This window comes from Mesorhizobium sp. M0701 (genome assembly GCF_040320365.1).
In the GTDB taxonomy this organism is placed as follows: domain Bacteria; phylum Pseudomonadota; class Alphaproteobacteria; order Rhizobiales; family Rhizobiaceae; genus Mesorhizobium.
Window position 1 is genome coordinate 18,206 of record NZ_JAMYPO010000057.1, and the last position, 15,072, is coordinate 33,277.

Below are 15,072 nucleotides of genomic sequence, written 5' to 3' on the forward strand. Positions count from 1 at the left end.
AATCCTCCAAGTCGGGCGCCATTGTCCTGACGATTGTGCAAAATGAAAGGCTAAGCCGCTGAAATCGGATTATTTTGGGTAGTCGCCGCAAAAACCGGTGACAAAACCCCTACCAGCCCTTGCCCGGTACCTTCGGAAACAGAAAAAGGGGCCCGGAGGCCCCTTTTGAACTTCTCAGGAAAACCGAGCCTTATGCGGCTGCGGCTTCCTCTTCGGTGCCTTCGGCCTCGATGCGAGCACGGTCGCCGGCGCCCTTGGCTGAGGTGTCGCGGTCGACGAACTCGATGACCGCCATTGCCGCATTATCACCGTGGCGGAAGCCAGCCTTCATGATGCGCAGATAGCCGCCGTTGCGAGTGGCATAACGTGGCGCGATGGTATCGAACAGGCGCTTGACGACGCCTTCATTGCCGATCTGGGCAATCACCTGCCGGCGGGCATGCAGGTCGCCGCGCTTGCCGAGCGTCACCAGCTTCTCGACGATCGGACGCAAATCCTTCGCCTTCGGCAGCGTTGTGAGAATCTGCTCGTGCTCGATAAGCGACACGGCAAGGTTGGCAAACATCGACTTGCGATGGCTTATGCTGCGGGCGAACCGGCGGCCTTTAAATCCGTGGCGCATGGCTCTTCTCCTTCAATGCGGGTTCAAGAGGCTCTCTCAAGCCTCAATATTGATCTTCGTAACGCTTGGCGAGGTCTTCGATGTTTTCCGGCGGCCAGTCCGGCACTTCCATGCCGAGATGCAGGCCCATCGCCGCCAGGACTTCCTTGATCTCGTTCAGCGACTTGCGGCCGAAGTTCGGGGTGCGCAGCATCTCGGCTTCGGTCTTCTGGATCAGGTCGCCGATATAGACGATGTTGTCGTTCTTCAGGCAGTTGGCCGAACGCACCGAAAGCTCGAGCTCGTCGACCTTCTTGAGCAGCGCCGGGTTGAAGGCAAGCTCGGTAACCTGTTCGGCGGCGACTTCCTTCTGCGGCTCGTCGAAATTGACGAACAGGCCGAGCTGGTCCTGCAGGATGCGAGCGGCGAAGGCCACCGCGTCCTCGCCCGAAATCGAACCGTCAGTCTCGATGGTCATAGTCAGCTTGTCATAGTCGAGAACCTGGCCCTCGCGGGTGTTCTCGACCTTGTAGGAGACCTTCTTGACCGGCGAATACAGGCTGTCGACCGGGATCAGGCCGATCGGCGCGTCCTCGGCGCGGTTACGGTCGGCCGGCACATAGCCCTTGCCGGTATCGACCGTGAATTCCATGCGGATTTCAGCGCCTTCGTCCAGCGTGCAGATGACGTGATCGGGATTGAGGATCTCGACGTCGCCGACCGTCTGGATGTCGCCGGCGAGAACCGCGCCCGGTCCCTGCTTGCGGACGACCATGCGCTTGGGGCCGTCGCCTTCCATGCGGATGGCGATTTCCTTGATGTTCAAGACGATGTCGGTCACGTCCTCGCGGACGCCGGCGATGGACGAGAATTCATGCAGAACGCCGTCGATCTGCACGGCGGTTACAGCCGCGCCACGCAGCGAAGACAGAAGCACCCGGCGCAGCGCGTTGCCGAGGGTGAGGCCGAAGCCGCGCTCGAGCGGCTCGGCGACCAGCGTGGTCAGCGTCTTCTTCTTCGACGAGAACTCGATCTTGTTCGGCTTGATCAGTTCTTGCCAATTTTTCTGGATCATAGTGCTTTCCTTCCGTTGTCCCGCCACCATCCAATCGTGGCGGGCGACCTGGAATGCCGTGGAGGAGCGCCCTTGAGGCGCTCGCGCGGCGTTCGGTAAATTCTAAAGCGCGTCGCGCTTTAGGTTTTTGCTTTTATGCATGTCGCTGCCCCAAAACCGCTTTACACTTTTGGGCGACATGCATTAGACGCGGCGCTTCTTGCGCGGGCGGCAGCCATTGTGCGGGATCGGCGTCACATCACGGATCGAGGTGATGGTGAAGCCGGCAGCCTGCAGCGCGCGCAGCGCCGATTCACGACCGGAGCCGGGTCCACAGACCTCGACCTCGAGCATGCGCATGCCGTGTTCCTGGGCCTTCTTGGCAACATCTTCTGCGGCCATCTGGGCAGCGAACGGGGTCGATTTGCGCGATCCCTTGAAGCCCTGGGCTCCGGCCGACGACCAGGCAATCGAGTTACCCTGCGCGTCGGTGATGGTGATCATCGTGTTGTTGAAGGTCGAATTGACGTGGGCAACGCCCGACGAGATGTTCTTGCGTTCGCGACGGCGAACACGAGCGGCTTCCTTGGCCATGATGGTCCTTTCAGTTGATCTCTACACCGCCGTAATGCCAGCGGCTCCACCCAGGGAGAAAGCAGTAGGGGAATATGGCAGTAGGGCAGTATGTCTGCCGTTCCTATTGCCTTACTGCCCTGCCCTACTCCCTTACTGCCCTAAATTACTTCTTCTTTCCGGCAATCGACTTGGCCGGGCCCTTGCGGGTGCGCGCATTGGTATGCGTGCGCTGACCACGAACCGGCAGCGAGCGGCGGTGACGCAGGCCGCGGTAGCAGCCGAGGTCCATGAGCCGCTTGATATTCATCGAAACTTCGCGGCGCAGGTCGCCCTCGACCTGGTAATCGCGGTCGATGGTCTCGCGGATCTGCAGCACTTCCGCGTCGGTCAGCTGGTTGACGCGGCGCTCGGCCGGGATGCCGACCTTGTCGACGATCTCCTGGGCGAACTTCTTGCCAATGCCGTGAATGTATTGAAGCGCGATGACGACGCGCTTGTTGGTCGGAATATTGACGCCGGCTATACGAGCCATGTTCTTCTCTTCTCCATATAGGCCGGACGAGCCGGCGCTTCAAGTTGCCCCGCGTCCGGTGGAGGCCGGCCCTTGCGGGAGTTTCCAGTTCAAAGCGGCCTGCCTTGCCCTTGCGGACAAGCAAGCCTCATGCCTGATAGGAAGACGGGCCGCCATACCCCAGCGGACCGCTCCAGTCAAGCGCAATCGTTCGATCTCTAGCCGGCCGCCTGGCCAACTTTCCGGGTCGTCGCCCTGAGCACCGCCTCGATCTGCTGCGTCACCGCATCGATGTCGGCCATGCCATCGACGCCCCTGAGCTTGCCCTTGGCGTAGTAGTAGCCGATCAGCGGCGAGGTTTTCTTGTAATATTCCCTCAAGCGTTCCTCGAACACCGCTGGGCTGTCGTCCTTGCGCACCGGCAGGCCTGCGGCCTTGGCGTCTTCGGCGCGCTTGACGATTCGGCCAACCAGCGCCTTGTCATCGACGACAAATTCGATGACAGCATCGAGCTCCAGTCCGCGATCCGACAGCATTTCCTCAACGGCATCCGCTTGCACCAGGGTTCGCGGGTACCCGTCAAGGATGAAGCCGTTTGCGCAATCAGCTTGATCGATGCGCTCGGCCACGATGGCGTTGACGATAGCGTCGGACACCAGTTCGCCAGCGTCCATCACCGCCTTGGCGCGCTTGCCGACTTCGGTGCCAGCCTGGACAGCAGCACGCAGCATGTCCCCCGTGGAAAGCTGTGGGATGCCGTGTCGTTCTACCAGTCTTAGTGCTTGTGTCCCCTTGCCCGCCCCCGGCGGTCCAAGCAATATCAACCTCATCTGGCCTTTTTCCCCCCGCGCAGCTTCGACTTCTTGATCAGGCCCTCATACTGGTGCGCGATCAGGTGACCCTGAATCTGCGCCACCGTATCGAGCGTTACACTGACCACGATCAGGAGCGAAGTGCCACCAAGGTAGAACGGTACGCCAGTCGCTGAAATCAGGAACTCGGGCAGCAGACACACCAGCACCAGATAAATGGCGCCGACGACGGTGATGCGGGTGAGCACATAGTCAATATAGTCCGCAGTGCGCTCGCCCGGACGATAGCCCGGGATGAAGCCCGAATGCTTCTTGAGCTGGTCCGCGGTGTCCTTCGGATTGAAGACGATCGCCGTATAGAAGAAGGCGAAGAACACGATCATCGCCGCGTAGAAGGCCATATAGAGCGGCTGGCCGTGGCCGAGCGCCGCCAGGATGGTGCTGGCCCATGCAGGCATATTGGTGGTCTGCGAGAAGCCGGCAACCGTTGCCGGAAGCAGCAGCAGCGACGAGGCGAAGATCGGTGGAATGACGCCGGAGGTGTTAAGCTTCAGCGGCAGATGCGAGGTATCGCCCTGGAACATGCGATTGCCGACCTGGCGCTTGGGATACTGGATCAGCAGGCGGCGCTGGGCGCGCTCGAAGAAGACGATCAGCGCGATGACGATGATGGCCAGCACGATGATCGCCAGGATCAGGCCGGTCGACAAGGCGCCGGTGCGGCCAAGCTCCAGCGTGCCGGAGATGGCGCGCGGCAGGCCGGCGACGATGCCGGAGAAGATGATCAGCGAAATGCCGTTGCCGATGCCGCGAGCAGTGATCTGCTCGCCAAGCCACATCAGGAACATGGTGCCGCCGACCAGCGTGACGACGGTAGAGATGCGGAAGAACATGCCGGGATCGTTGACGATGCCGTTGCCGCCCTCAAGCCCGACCGAAATGCCGTACGCCTGAACCAGCGCCAGAAGCACGGTGCCGTAGCGCGTGTACTGGTTGATGATCTTGCGGCCCTGCTCGCCTTCCTTCTTCAGCGCTTCCAGCGACGGAATGACCGAGGTCATCAGCTGCATGATGATGGAGGCCGAGATATAGGGCATGATGCCGAGGGCAAAGATCGCCATGCGCTGCACGGCGCCGCCGGCGAACATGTTGAACATGCCGAGCACGCCCTTGCTCTGCGACGAGAAGGCCTGGGCGAAAGCGTCGGGATTGATGCCGGGCAGCGGAATATAGGTGCCAAGACGGTAGACGAGCAGCGCGCCGATGGTGAACCAGATGCGCTTCTTCAGATCCTCGGCTTTGGCGAAGGCCGAAAAATTCAGATTCGAGGCTAGTTGTTCAGCAGCCGAAGCCATGCCTGATTCTCCGCTTGGTCACGCTCGATGCCCGCAGCTCAGGCGGCGCGTGTCACCGAAGCTCACGAGATAAGCTCCGGACTGCAAACATGCAAGCGGCCGCGTTGATGCGGCCGCCACATCTGTCGGATCAAAGCACGACCGCAGGCAAAACCGAATTCCACCTTTGCCGACCGTGCTTCAAATTGCCGTTACTCGGCGGCTGCCTGCTCAGGCAGCTTCACCGAGCCGCCGGCCTTTTCGATCTTCTCGACCGCGGCCTTGGAAGCACCGGCAACGTCGAAGGCAAGCTTGGCCTTGATGTCGCCGTCCGAAAGGATGCGCACGCCGTCCTTGACGCGACGGATGACGCCAGCCGCAACCAGCGCCTCGGCCGTTACAACTGTCTTGGCGTCGAGCTTCTTGGCATCGAGCGCCGCCTGGATGCGGGCCAGCGACACGACGGTGAAGCTCTTGGCGAAGATATTGTTGAAGCCGCGCTTCGGCAGGCGGCGGTAGAGCGGCATCTGGCCACCCTCGAAGCCGTTGACGGCGACGCCGGAGCGCGCCTTCTGGCCCTTGACGCCGCGACCGGCGGTCTTGCCCGAACCGGAACCGATGCCACGGCCGAGACGCTTCTTGGAGTGCGTCGCGCCGTCCTTGTCACGCAGATCATTGAGTTTCATCTGGGTTCTCCTGCGCTCTGGCTCAGCCCTCGTCCACGACGCGGACGAGATGCTGGACGGCAGCGATCATGCCGCGCACCGAGGGCGTATCCTCCAGCGTGCGCTGCTTGTGCATCTTGTTGAGGCCGAGGCCGACCAGCGTTGCCCGCTGCTCCTTCGGCCGGCGGATCGGCGAACCGATCTGCTCGACGGTGATGGTCTTGGTTGCTTTCTTGGCCATGGTCAAATCCCTGGTCAGCGTCGACTATTCTTCAGCCGCAACGGCGGTGCCGCGGCGGGCCTGAAGGGTCGAATACTTGATGCCGCGCGCGGCAGCCACATCCTTCGGATGCATCTGGCTCTTCAGCGCGTCGAAAGTGGCACGAACCATGTTGTAGGGGTTCGAAGAACCCATCGACTTGGCGACCACGTCATGCATGCCGAGCGTCTCGAAAACGGCGCGCATCGGGCCGCCGGCGATGATGCCGGTACCTTGCTTGGCAGCGCGCAGCAGAACACGTCCCGCACCCCAGCGTCCCTCGACGTCGTGGTGCAGCGTACGGCCCGAGCGCAGCGGCACGAAGATCATGTCGCGCTTGGCCGATTCGGTCGCCTTACGGATCGCCTCCGGCACTTCGCGCGCCTTGCCGTGGCCGAAGCCGACGCGGCCCTTCTGGTCGCCGACGACGACAAGTGCCGCAAAGCCGAAGCGCCGGCCGCCCTTGACGACTTTGGCGACACGGTTGATGTGGACGAGCTTGTCGACCATGCCGTCGTCGCGCTCTTCGCGATCACGGCCGCGGCCGCCATCCCTACGTTCCTGTGCCATATCCTGTTCCTTATTTTTTTCCGGAAGCACGGTTGATGATGATATCCGGCACCTCTGCGGGGCCCGGGGGCGAAAACTCTTTTTTCCTTCGCATGATCTTATCCGAAAAGTCTGCAACTTTTTGCTGCGCTGACCTTCGGTTCGGGATCATGCTTCTAGAAGCTCAGACCACCTTCACGGGCAGCCTCGGCCAGCGCCTTGACGCGGCCGTGGTAGATATAGGCGCCGCGGTCGAAGACGACTTCCTTGACGCCGGCCTTCGAGGCGCGTTCGGCGATCAGCTTTCCGATGGCAGCTGCAGCCGCGGTGTCGGCGCCGGTCTTGAGCGAGCCCTTGAGCTCCTTCTCGAGCGTCGAAGCAGCCGCGATGGTGTGGCCCTTGGCGTCGTCGATCACCTGGACATAGATGTTCTTCGACGTGCGATGGACCGACAAGCGCGGACGATCGCCGGCAACCTTCTTGATCTGGCGGCGGACGCGCTGGGCGCGGCGTTGGGTGGATTCTTTCGAGCCCATGATATCAATTCCTTGCCTTCAAAAAACGGGGGCAACCATATGCGGTAGGACAAGCCTCCCGCGACCGCTCCCCGCGGCGTTAAAATTACTTCTTCTTGCCTTCCTTGCGGACGATCTTCTCGCCGGCATAGCGGACACCCTTGCCCTTGTAGGGCTCGGGGCTGCGATACTCGCGGATCTCGGCGGCAACCTGGCCGACCTGCTGCTTGTCGATGCCGGTCACCGTGATTTCCGTCGGCTTCGGCACCGAAATCGTCACGCCCTGCGGCGTCTCGTAGACGACGTCATGGCTGAAGCCGAGCGCCAGCTGCAGGTTCTTGCCCTGCATGGCGGCACGATAGCCGACGCCGGTGATCTCGAGCTTCTTTTCGAAGCCGTCCTTGACGCCCTGCAGGATGTTGACGATCTGCGTGCGCGACATGCCCCACTTGGAACGGGCAGTCTTGGTCTGGTCGCGCGGCTGGACAGCGATCTCGCTGCCTTCCATCTTGACCAGCACTTCGTCGTTCACCACGAACTTCAGCTCGCCCTTCGGACCCTTCGCCGTCACGGTCTGGCCGTTGACGGTCGCGGTCACGCCCTGCGGCAGCGAAACGGGTTTCTTTCCAATACGAGACATTTTGTTGTCCTCGTCACTTCTCTTGTTTCAGGTCTCGGCTTTCGGGACTAGATCCCGAAAACCTGTTTCCAACCGGGTCACATACCAGATCAGAAGATCTGGCAGAGGATTTCCCCGCCGACATTCTGTTCACGCGCTTCGTGGTCGGCCATCACGCCCTTCGGCGTCGAAAGGATGGCGATGCCGAGGCCGTTGGCGACGTGCGGTATCGACTTGGCCGAAACGTAGACGCGGCGGCCGGGCTTCGAGACCCGAGCGATTTCGCGCACCACCGGCGCACCATCGAAATACTTCAGCTCGATCTCGATTTCGGACTTGCCGTTGTCGAAGTCGGTCTGGCTGTAGTCGCGGATATAGCCTTCCGCCTTCAGCACGTCGAGGACGCGGGTACGCAGGCGCGAGGCCGGCGTCGAAACGCTCGACTTCTTGCGGCCATACGCGTTGCGGATGCGGGTCAGCATATCGCCGAGAGGATCGCTCAATGACATGTTATGTCCTCCTTACCAGCTCGACTTGACCAGGCCCGGGATCTGGCCGTTATTGCCGAGATCACGAAGCGCGATACGCGATACTTTGAGCTTGCGATAATAGGCACGCGGACGTCCGGTGACTTCGCAGCGGTTGCGGATGCGGGTCTTGGCCGAGTTGCGCGGCAGCGCCGAAAGCTTCAGCTGGGCGCGGAAGCGCTCTTCCATCGGCTTGGACTGATCCATGATGATCGCCTTGAGCACCTCGCGCTTGGCAGCGAACTGGTCCGCAAGCTTGCGGCGCCTGTTGTTCTTCTCGACTGAGCTGGTCTTTGCCATTTCAGATTTTTCCTTTTCTCGCTGCCGTTACTGGCGGAAGGGGAAGTTGAAGGCCTTGAGCAATGCCCTGGCTTCGTCGTCCGTCTTCGCAGTCGTACAAACGATGACGTCCATGCCCCAGATCTGATCAACCTTGTCGTAGTTGATCTCCGGAAACACGATGTGTTCCTTGATGCCCATGGCATAGTTGCCACGGCCATCGAAGCTCTTCGGATTAAGTCCGCGGAAGTCGCGGACGCGCGGCAGTGCGATGTTCACGAGGCGGTCGAGGAACTCGTACATGCGTTCCTTGCGCAGCGTGACCTTGGCGCCGATCGGCATCTTCTCGCGGACCTTGAAGCCGGCGATCGAGTTGCGGGCGCGGGTGACGACGGCCTTCTGGCCGGCGATCATCGCAAGGTCTTCCGCCGCGATCGAAGGCTTCTTCGAATCGCCGGTCGCCTCGCCGACGCCCATGTTCAGCACGATCTTGTCGATGCGCGGAACCTGCATCTCGTTCTCGTAGCCGAACTGCTCCTGCAGCGCCTTGCGGATGGTCTCGTTGTACACCTGCTTGAGGCGCGGCGTGTTCTGGGCAGTTGCCTGCTTGGTTTGAGCCTTAGCCATTGATGACTTCTCCCGAGCGCTTGGCGACGCGCACCTTCTTGCCGTCCTTCTGGAAGATGAAGCCGACGCGGGTCGGCTTGCCATCCTTGGGGTCGGCCAGCGCGATGTTCGACAGCTGGATCGGCGCTTCCTTGGTGATGATCCCGCCCTCTTGGGACTGGGACTGCTTCTGGTGACGACGGATCAGGTTGACGCCGCGCACCAGCGCGGTGTCGTCCTTCGGCTGTACCGAGAGGACTTCGCCCGAACGGCCCTTGTCCTTGCCGGCCAGCACGACGACCTTGTCGCCTTTTCTAATCTTCTGCATTGGTCCGGCTCCTTACAGCACTTCAGGCGCGAGCGAGATGATCTTCATGTGGTTCTTGGCGCGGAGTTCGCGCGGAACCGGTCCGAAGATACGCGTGCCGATCGGCTCTTTCTTGTTGTCGACGAGAACGGCTGCGTTCTTGTCGAAACGGATCACGCTGCCGTCCGGGCGGCGGATGTCCTTGGCCGTGCGAACCACGACCGCCTTCATCACATCGCCCTTCTTGACGCGGCCGCGCGGGATGGCTTCCTTGATCGACACCACGATGATGTCGCCCACGGAAGCGTATTTCCGCTTCGAGCCGCCCAGCACCTTGATGCACATGACACGACGGGCGCCGGAATTATCCGCGACGTCGAGGTTTGTTTGCATCTGAATCATGACTGGCCGCCTTCTTCTTTTCTAACGGGACGGGTTTCTCACCCCTCCCCGGTCTGTCCAAAATTCGTTTCGTTGGCCCTGATCAGGCCTGGTCCGAAGACACCACGACCCAGCGCTTGTCCTTGGAAATCGGCTTCGATTCCTGGATGAACACCTGATCGCCGACCTTGTGGGCGTTGTTCTCGTCGTGCGCCTTGTACTTCTTGGTCATGCGCACGGTCTTCTTCATCACGGGATGCGTGAAGCGCCGTTCGACCTTGACGACAACCGTCTTCTCGTTCTTGTCGCTGACGACGGTGCCCTGCAGAATGCGCTTTGGCATGGTTTTCGTCCTTAAGCCTTCTTGGCCGCGGACTTTTCCGCAGCGATGGTCTTGATACGCGCAATGTCCTTGCGGACCTGCCTCACGCGCGCGGTCTTCTCAAGCTGGCCGGTGGCCTTCTGAAAGCGCAGGTTGAACTGCTCCTTCTTCAGGCTGGCCAGGTCGTCGGTCAGCTGGTCCTGGGTCTTGGTCCGGATGTCTTCGGCTTTCATGATCAGCCCGTCCTTATTCTGCGATGCGCTGTACGAAGCGCGTCCTGACCGAGAGCTTGGCCGCGCCGAGACGCAGCGCCTCACGGGCGGTTTCCTCGTTGACGCCGTCGATCTCGAACATGATGCGGCCCGGCTTGACGCGTGCCGCCCAGTAGTCGACCGCGCCCTTGCCCTTACCCATACGGACTTCGGTCGGCTTCGACGTCACCGGCACGTCCGGGAAGATACGGATCCACACGCGGCCGGCACGCTTCATCTCGCGGGTGATCGCGCGGCGGGCCGCCTCGATCTCACGCGCGGTGACGCGGTTCGGCTCAAGCGCCTTCAGCCCGAAACCACCGAAATCCAGGTTGGTGCCGCCCTTGGCGGTACCGTGGATGCGGCCCTTGAACTGCTTGCGGAACTTTGTGCGCTTTGGCTGCAGCATCGTTCTAACTCCAAATTCCTAAATGTCTTACGCGTTTTCGCGACGGCGACCGCGTTCGCGCTCACCACCACCGCCATGCGCATGATCGCCCTCGGTGGCGCGGCGCTCCGAAGCCATCGGGTCGTGCTCGAGGATTTCGCCCTTGAACACCCAGACCTTGACGCCGCAGATGCCGTAGGCCGTATTCGCCTCGGCCGTGCCGTAGTCGACGTCGGCACGCAGCGTATGCAGCGGCACGCGGCCTTCGCGATACCATTCCATGCGCGCGATCTCGGCGCCGCCGAGACGGCCGGCGCAGTTGATGCGGATGCCTTCGGCACCGAGGCGCATCGCCGACTGCACGGCACGCTTCATGGCGCGGCGGAACGCGATGCGGCGCTCGAGCTGCTGGGCGATCGACTGGGCGACCAAGGTCGCGTCGATCTCCGGCTTGCGCACTTCGACGATGTTCAGATGCGTCTCGGACTTGGTCATCTCCATCAGCTTCTTGCGAAGCTTCTCGATGTCGGCGCCCTTCTTGCCGATGATCAGGCCCGGACGCGCCGCATGGATGGTGACGCGGCACTTCTTGTGCGGACGCTCGATCACGACCTTCGAGATCGCAGCCTGCTTGAGTTCCTTCTCAAGATATTTGCGGATCTTGATGTCCTCGTGCAGCAGCTTGCCGTACTCGCCGGTGTTCGCGAACCAGCGCGAATCCCAGGTGCGGTTGATGCCGAGACGCAGACCGATCGGATTGACTTTCTGGCCCATTATGCGGCCTCCCCTTTTTCTTCGACTTCACGAACGACGATCGTGAGGTGCGAGAACGGCTTCTCGATACGGCTGGCGCGCCCACGGCCACGGGCATGGAACCGCTTCATGACGATCGACTTGCCGACATAGGCTTCCGCCACGATCAGCGCATCGACGTCGAGGTCGTGGTTGTTTTCCGCGTTGGCGATCGCCGATTCCAGCGTCTTCTTGACCGTGCCGGAAATCCGCTTGGCCGAGAATTCGAGGTCGGAAAGCGCTGTCGCGACCTTCTTGCCGCGGATCAGCGCGGCAACCAGGTTCAGCTTCTGCGGGCTGATACGGATCGTGCGCAACACGGCGCGCGCTTCGTTGTCAGCAAGCCTGCGCGGAGCTTTGGCCTTGCCCATGATTATTTCCTCTTCGCCTTCTTATCCGCGCCGTGACCGTAATAGGTCCGGGTCGGAGCGAATTCACCGAACTTGTGACCGACCATGTCCTCGTTCACCGAGACGGGAACGTGCTTCTGGCCGTTGTAGACACCGAAGGTGAAGCCGACGAACTGCGGCAGGATGGTGGAGCGGCGGCTCCACATCTTGATCACCTCATTGCGACCACCTTCACGAACCTTGTCCACCTTCTTCAGAAGGTAGCCGTCGATGAAGGGGCCTTTCCAAATCGAACGAGTCACTTGGCGTTACCTCTTCTTAGCTCTTGCGCTGATGGCGCGAGCGCAGGATGAACTTGTCGGTCGCCTTGTTGGACCGCGTCTTCTTGCCCTTGGTCGGCTTGCCCCAGGGCGAAACCGGATGGCGGCCACCCGAGGTGCGGCCTTCGCCGCCGCCATGTGGATGGTCGACCGGGTTCATGGTCACGCCGCGATTGTGCGGACGTTTGCCGCGCCACACGGTGCGGCCTGCCTTGCCGTCATTGATGTTGCCGTGGTCCGGGTTAGACACGGCGCCCACAGTGGCCATGCAGGAGCCGTGGACGACACGCTGCTCGCCCGAATTGAGGCGCAGGATCGCCATGCCCTGGTCGCGGCCGACGAGCTGGCCATAACCGCCGGCCGAACGGGCGACCTGAGCGCCCTTGCCGGGCTTCAGCTCGATATTGTGGACGATCGTGCCGACCGGCATCGAGGCCAGCGGCATCGCGTTGCCCGGCTTCACGTCGACCGATTCACCGGCCACGATCTTGTCGCCGGGAGCCAGACGCTGCGGGGCGATGATGTAGGACAGCTCGCCATCGTCATACTTGATCAGCGCGATGAAGGCGGTGCGGTTCGGATCGTACTCGATGCGCTCGACCGTGCCGACGACGTCGAACTTGCGGCGCTTGAAGTCGATGATGCGGTAGGTGCGCTTGTGACCGCCGCCGATGAAGCGGGCTGTGATGCGGCCGTAATTGTTGCGGCCGCCCGACTTGGTCAGGCCTTCGGTCAGGCCCTTGACGGGCTTGCCCTTGTAGAGGCCCGACCGATCGACGATGACCAGCTGACGGGTGCTCGGCGTTACCGGGTTGAATTTTTTCAGTGCCATTGTTCTGTCCTCGCGACCTTGCTCAGAGACCCGTCGCGACGTCGATCGACTGGCCTTCGGCCAGCGTCACAACCGCCTTCTTGACGTCGCTCTGGCGGCCGATCGTGCCGCGGAAGCGCTTGATCTTGCCCTTGCGGACAAGCGTGTTCACGGCCATCACCTTGACGCCGAACAGCGCTTCGACGGCGGCCTTGATTTCCGGCTTCGACGCCTTCTTGGCGACGTTGAAGACGACCTGGTTCTGCTCGGAAGCCATGGTCGACTTTTCGGTGATCGCCGGCGAGACGATCACGTCGTAATGACGAAGGTCGGTCATTTGAAGCGCTCCTCGAGAGCCTCGACGGCGGCCTTGGAAAGGACCAGCGTGCCGCGGCGCAGAATGTCGTAGACGTTGATGCCCTGGATGGGCAGCACGTCGATGTTCGGGATGTTGGTCGCTGCCAGCTTGAAGTTCTTGTCAAGCTCGGCGCCGCCAATCACCAGGGCGTTGCTCAGGCCCAGCGTCGCGAAATTCGCGATCAGCGCCTTGGTCTTGGCCTCGGTCAGCTTCAGCTCGTCGATGATGATGATCGACGCGCTCTTGGCCTTGGCCGAAAGCGCATGCTTCAGGCCGAGCGCACGCACCTTCTTAGGCAGATCGTGCTCGTGGCTGCGCACGACCGGGCCGTGGGCCTTGCCGCCGCCGCGGAACTGCGGAGCGCGAGCCGAATGGTGACGGGCGCGGCCCGTACCCTTCTGCTTGTACATCTTGGCGCCGGTGCGGGCGATTTCCGCGCGACCCTTGGCCTTGTGCGTGCCCTGCTGCTTCTTGGCAAGCTGCCAGCGCACGACGCGCTGCAGGATGTCCTCGCGCGGATCGAGGCCGAAAATCTCTTCGGAGAGCTTCAGCTTGCCGGCGTCCTTGCCGCCAAGCGTTGTAATCTTGAGGTCCATTATTCCGCTCCCTCTGTGGCCGGGGCCTCGTTCGTGGCGGCACCGTCAGTCGCAAGGGCGCGGATCGCGGCGGGCTTCGGCGCATTGGCCGGAAGCGCCACCTTGGCCGCGTCGCGGACCAGGATCCATGCACCCTTCGAACCCGGGACCGCACCGCGGATCAGGATCAGGCCGCGATCGGCGTCGGTCGAGACGACCTCGACATTCTGCGTGGTGACGCGGGTGTCGCCCATGTGGCCGGCCATATGCTTGCCCTTGAACACCTTGCCCGGATCCTGGCGCTGGCCGGTCGAGCCGTGTGTACGGTGCGACACCGAGTTGCCGTGCGTTGCGCGGCCGCCACCCATGTGGTGCCGCTTGATGACGCCCTGGAAGCCCTTGCCGATCGTGGTGCCCGTCACATCGACCTTCTGGCCGACGACGAAGTGCTCGACGGTGATCTCGGCGCCAACATCGATCATGTTGTCGGCAGAGACGCGAAACTCGGCAACCTTGGCCTTGGGCTCGACGGAAGCGGTCGCGAAATGGCCGCGCATCGCCTTCGACGTGTTCTTCACCTTGGCAAGGCCAACGCCGAGCTGGACGGCGGTATAGCCGTTCTTCTCCTGCGTGCGCTGCGCCACGACCTGGCAGTTCTCCATCTGGAGAACAGTGACGGGAACATGTTCCCCGGCATCGTTGTAGATGCGGGTCATTCCCACCTTCTTTGCAATCACACCTGAACGCATCGGTTCAATTCCTTTAGAGTTCCCTGTCGGGGCTGTCGCCCCTCCACGCCTCTTGTTCCTTCAGAGTTCCGGGTCGCCCCGCTGACCTCTGGTTCCTTAGAGCTTGATCTCGACGTCGACACCGGCGGCCAGGTCGAGCTTCATCAAAGCATCGACCGTCTGCGGGGTCGGGTCGACAATGTCGAGCAGACGCTTGTGCGTGCGCATCTCGAACTGCTCGCGGCTCTTCTTGTCGACGTGAGGCGACCGGTTGACCGTGAACTTTTCGATCCGCGTCGGCAGCGGAATGGGGCCGCGGACGTTGGCGCCGGTGCGCTTGGCGGTCGACACGATTTCCCGTGTCGAGGCGTCGAGCACCCGGTGATCAAACGCCTTCAGGCGGATGCGGATATTCTGTCCGTTCATGCGTCACTTCCTTGTTCTGGCGCGGCGCGGGCAGCGCCCGCGACAGATCGGTTTAAGTCCAAATTACTCTGTGATGGTGACGACGATGCCGGCACCGACGGTGCGGCCGCCTTCACGGATGGCGAAGCGCAGCTTCTCTTCCATGGCGATCGGCAC

The 15,072-nt window shown here is 61.9% G+C and carries 28 protein-coding genes; all 28 read right to left on the reverse strand.

Annotated elements, in window-relative coordinates; translation table 11 throughout:
* Positions 1-190: 190 nt before the first annotated feature.
* Complete coding sequence (gene rplQ / locus NKI24_RS32080) at positions 191-622, reverse strand: 50S ribosomal protein L17 (protein ID WP_023675127.1); 432 nt, start codon at positions 620-622, stop codon at positions 191-193.
* Between the two features lie 43 nt (positions 623-665).
* On the reverse strand, positions 666-1,676 hold the full coding sequence (locus NKI24_RS32085; protein ID WP_023675128.1) for a DNA-directed RNA polymerase subunit alpha: 1,011 nt from the start codon (positions 1,674-1,676) through the stop codon (positions 666-668).
* 183 nt (positions 1,677-1,859) lie between these two features.
* Positions 1,860-2,249 carry a 30S ribosomal protein S11 gene (rpsK, locus tag NKI24_RS32090; RefSeq protein ID WP_006205444.1) on the reverse strand — a complete coding sequence of 130 codons (390 nt, stop codon included), beginning with the start codon at positions 2,247-2,249 and terminating at the stop codon, positions 1,860-1,862.
* A gap of 145 nt (positions 2,250-2,394) precedes the next feature.
* On the reverse strand, positions 2,395-2,763 hold the full coding sequence (rpsM, locus tag NKI24_RS32095) for a 30S ribosomal protein S13 (protein ID WP_006205445.1): 369 nt from the start codon (positions 2,761-2,763) through the stop codon (positions 2,395-2,397).
* Positions 2,764-2,960: 197 nt separating this feature from the next.
* A complete protein-coding gene (locus tag NKI24_RS32100) occupies positions 2,961-3,572 on the reverse strand; it encodes an adenylate kinase (protein ID WP_352458551.1) in 612 nt (203 codons plus the stop codon).
* On the reverse strand, positions 3,569-4,909 hold the full coding sequence (gene secY / locus NKI24_RS32105; RefSeq protein ID WP_023675130.1) for a preprotein translocase subunit SecY: 1,341 nt from the start codon (positions 4,907-4,909) through the stop codon (positions 3,569-3,571). Before secY ends, NKI24_RS32100 begins: the two co-directional genes overlap by 4 nt.
* Before the next feature lie 191 nt (positions 4,910-5,100).
* Positions 5,101-5,574 (reverse strand): 50S ribosomal protein L15, encoded by a 474-nt coding sequence (gene rplO, locus NKI24_RS32110; protein WP_352451045.1) that lies wholly within the window; start codon positions 5,572-5,574, stop codon positions 5,101-5,103.
* 22 nt (positions 5,575-5,596) lie between these two features.
* A complete protein-coding gene (rpmD, locus tag NKI24_RS32115; RefSeq protein ID WP_006205449.1) occupies positions 5,597-5,794 on the reverse strand; it encodes a 50S ribosomal protein L30 in 198 nt (65 codons plus the stop codon).
* A gap of 24 nt (positions 5,795-5,818) precedes the next feature.
* Positions 5,819-6,382, reverse strand: coding sequence for a 30S ribosomal protein S5 (gene rpsE, locus NKI24_RS32120; RefSeq protein WP_006333394.1), 564 nt, complete (start codon positions 6,380-6,382; stop codon positions 5,819-5,821).
* A gap of 155 nt (positions 6,383-6,537) precedes the next feature.
* Positions 6,538-6,897, reverse strand: a complete 360-nt coding sequence (rplR, locus tag NKI24_RS32125; RefSeq protein WP_023675132.1) for a 50S ribosomal protein L18 — start codon at positions 6,895-6,897, stop codon at positions 6,538-6,540.
* A gap of 85 nt (positions 6,898-6,982) precedes the next feature.
* Positions 6,983-7,516 carry a 50S ribosomal protein L6 gene (rplF, locus tag NKI24_RS32130; protein WP_023675133.1) on the reverse strand — a complete coding sequence of 178 codons (534 nt, stop codon included), beginning with the start codon at positions 7,514-7,516 and terminating at the stop codon, positions 6,983-6,985.
* Positions 7,517-7,605: 89 nt separating this feature from the next.
* Positions 7,606-8,004 carry a 30S ribosomal protein S8 gene (gene rpsH, locus NKI24_RS32135; protein WP_006205453.1) on the reverse strand — a complete coding sequence of 133 codons (399 nt, stop codon included), beginning with the start codon at positions 8,002-8,004 and terminating at the stop codon, positions 7,606-7,608.
* 12 nt (positions 8,005-8,016) lie between these two features.
* Entirely contained in the window at positions 8,017-8,322 is a 306-nt protein-coding gene (rpsN, locus tag NKI24_RS32140) for a 30S ribosomal protein S14 (RefSeq protein WP_352451046.1), read from the reverse strand.
* Positions 8,323-8,349: 27 nt separating this feature from the next.
* The gene (gene rplE / locus NKI24_RS32145) at positions 8,350-8,928 is read right to left on the reverse strand and encodes a 50S ribosomal protein L5 (protein WP_008875670.1); all 579 of its coding nucleotides are present in this window, start codon (positions 8,926-8,928) and stop codon (positions 8,350-8,352) included.
* Positions 8,921-9,235, reverse strand: a complete 315-nt coding sequence (rplX, locus tag NKI24_RS32150) for a 50S ribosomal protein L24 (protein ID WP_254817150.1) — start codon at positions 9,233-9,235, stop codon at positions 8,921-8,923. Before rplX ends, rplE begins: the two co-directional genes overlap by 8 nt.
* A gap of 12 nt (positions 9,236-9,247) precedes the next feature.
* Positions 9,248-9,616 (reverse strand): 50S ribosomal protein L14, encoded by a 369-nt coding sequence (rplN, locus tag NKI24_RS32155; protein ID WP_006205457.1) that lies wholly within the window; start codon positions 9,614-9,616, stop codon positions 9,248-9,250.
* 82 nt (positions 9,617-9,698) lie between these two features.
* On the reverse strand, positions 9,699-9,938 hold the full coding sequence (gene rpsQ / locus NKI24_RS32160; protein WP_023675136.1) for a 30S ribosomal protein S17: 240 nt from the start codon (positions 9,936-9,938) through the stop codon (positions 9,699-9,701).
* Positions 9,939-9,949: 11 nt separating this feature from the next.
* Positions 9,950-10,150, reverse strand: a complete 201-nt coding sequence (gene rpmC, locus NKI24_RS32165) for a 50S ribosomal protein L29 (protein ID WP_006205459.1) — start codon at positions 10,148-10,150, stop codon at positions 9,950-9,952.
* Between the two features lie 13 nt (positions 10,151-10,163).
* The gene (gene rplP, locus NKI24_RS32170) at positions 10,164-10,577 is read right to left on the reverse strand and encodes a 50S ribosomal protein L16 (RefSeq protein ID WP_006205460.1); all 414 of its coding nucleotides are present in this window, start codon (positions 10,575-10,577) and stop codon (positions 10,164-10,166) included.
* Positions 10,578-10,604: 27 nt separating this feature from the next.
* Positions 10,605-11,330, reverse strand: coding sequence for a 30S ribosomal protein S3 (gene rpsC, locus NKI24_RS32175; RefSeq protein ID WP_023675137.1), 726 nt, complete (start codon positions 11,328-11,330; stop codon positions 10,605-10,607).
* The gene (rplV, locus tag NKI24_RS32180; RefSeq protein ID WP_006205462.1) at positions 11,330-11,719 is read right to left on the reverse strand and encodes a 50S ribosomal protein L22; all 390 of its coding nucleotides are present in this window, start codon (positions 11,717-11,719) and stop codon (positions 11,330-11,332) included. The genes rpsC and rplV overlap by 1 nt, the downstream gene beginning before the upstream one ends.
* Before the next feature lie 2 nt (positions 11,720-11,721).
* Positions 11,722-12,000 (reverse strand): 30S ribosomal protein S19, encoded by a 279-nt coding sequence (rpsS, locus tag NKI24_RS32185; protein WP_006205463.1) that lies wholly within the window; start codon positions 11,998-12,000, stop codon positions 11,722-11,724.
* Between the two features lie 16 nt (positions 12,001-12,016).
* Entirely contained in the window at positions 12,017-12,850 is an 834-nt protein-coding gene (rplB, locus tag NKI24_RS32190; RefSeq protein ID WP_023675138.1) for a 50S ribosomal protein L2, read from the reverse strand.
* 22 nt (positions 12,851-12,872) lie between these two features.
* Positions 12,873-13,166 (reverse strand): 50S ribosomal protein L23, encoded by a 294-nt coding sequence (locus NKI24_RS32195; protein WP_023675139.1) that lies wholly within the window; start codon positions 13,164-13,166, stop codon positions 12,873-12,875.
* Positions 13,163-13,783, reverse strand: coding sequence for a 50S ribosomal protein L4 (gene rplD / locus NKI24_RS32200; RefSeq protein WP_023675140.1), 621 nt, complete (start codon positions 13,781-13,783; stop codon positions 13,163-13,165). The genes NKI24_RS32195 and rplD overlap by 4 nt, the downstream gene beginning before the upstream one ends.
* Positions 13,783-14,511, reverse strand: a complete 729-nt coding sequence (gene rplC, locus NKI24_RS32205) for a 50S ribosomal protein L3 (RefSeq protein WP_352451050.1) — start codon at positions 14,509-14,511, stop codon at positions 13,783-13,785. Before rplC ends, rplD begins: the two co-directional genes overlap by 1 nt.
* 96 nt (positions 14,512-14,607) lie before the next feature.
* Positions 14,608-14,916 (reverse strand): 30S ribosomal protein S10, encoded by a 309-nt coding sequence (rpsJ, locus tag NKI24_RS32210; protein WP_006205468.1) that lies wholly within the window; start codon positions 14,914-14,916, stop codon positions 14,608-14,610.
* Positions 14,917-14,979: 63 nt separating this feature from the next.
* Positions 14,980-15,072: EF-Tu C-terminal domain-related protein (locus NKI24_RS32215; protein ID WP_502901505.1), on the reverse strand; the 93-nt coding region annotated here is incomplete at its 5' end.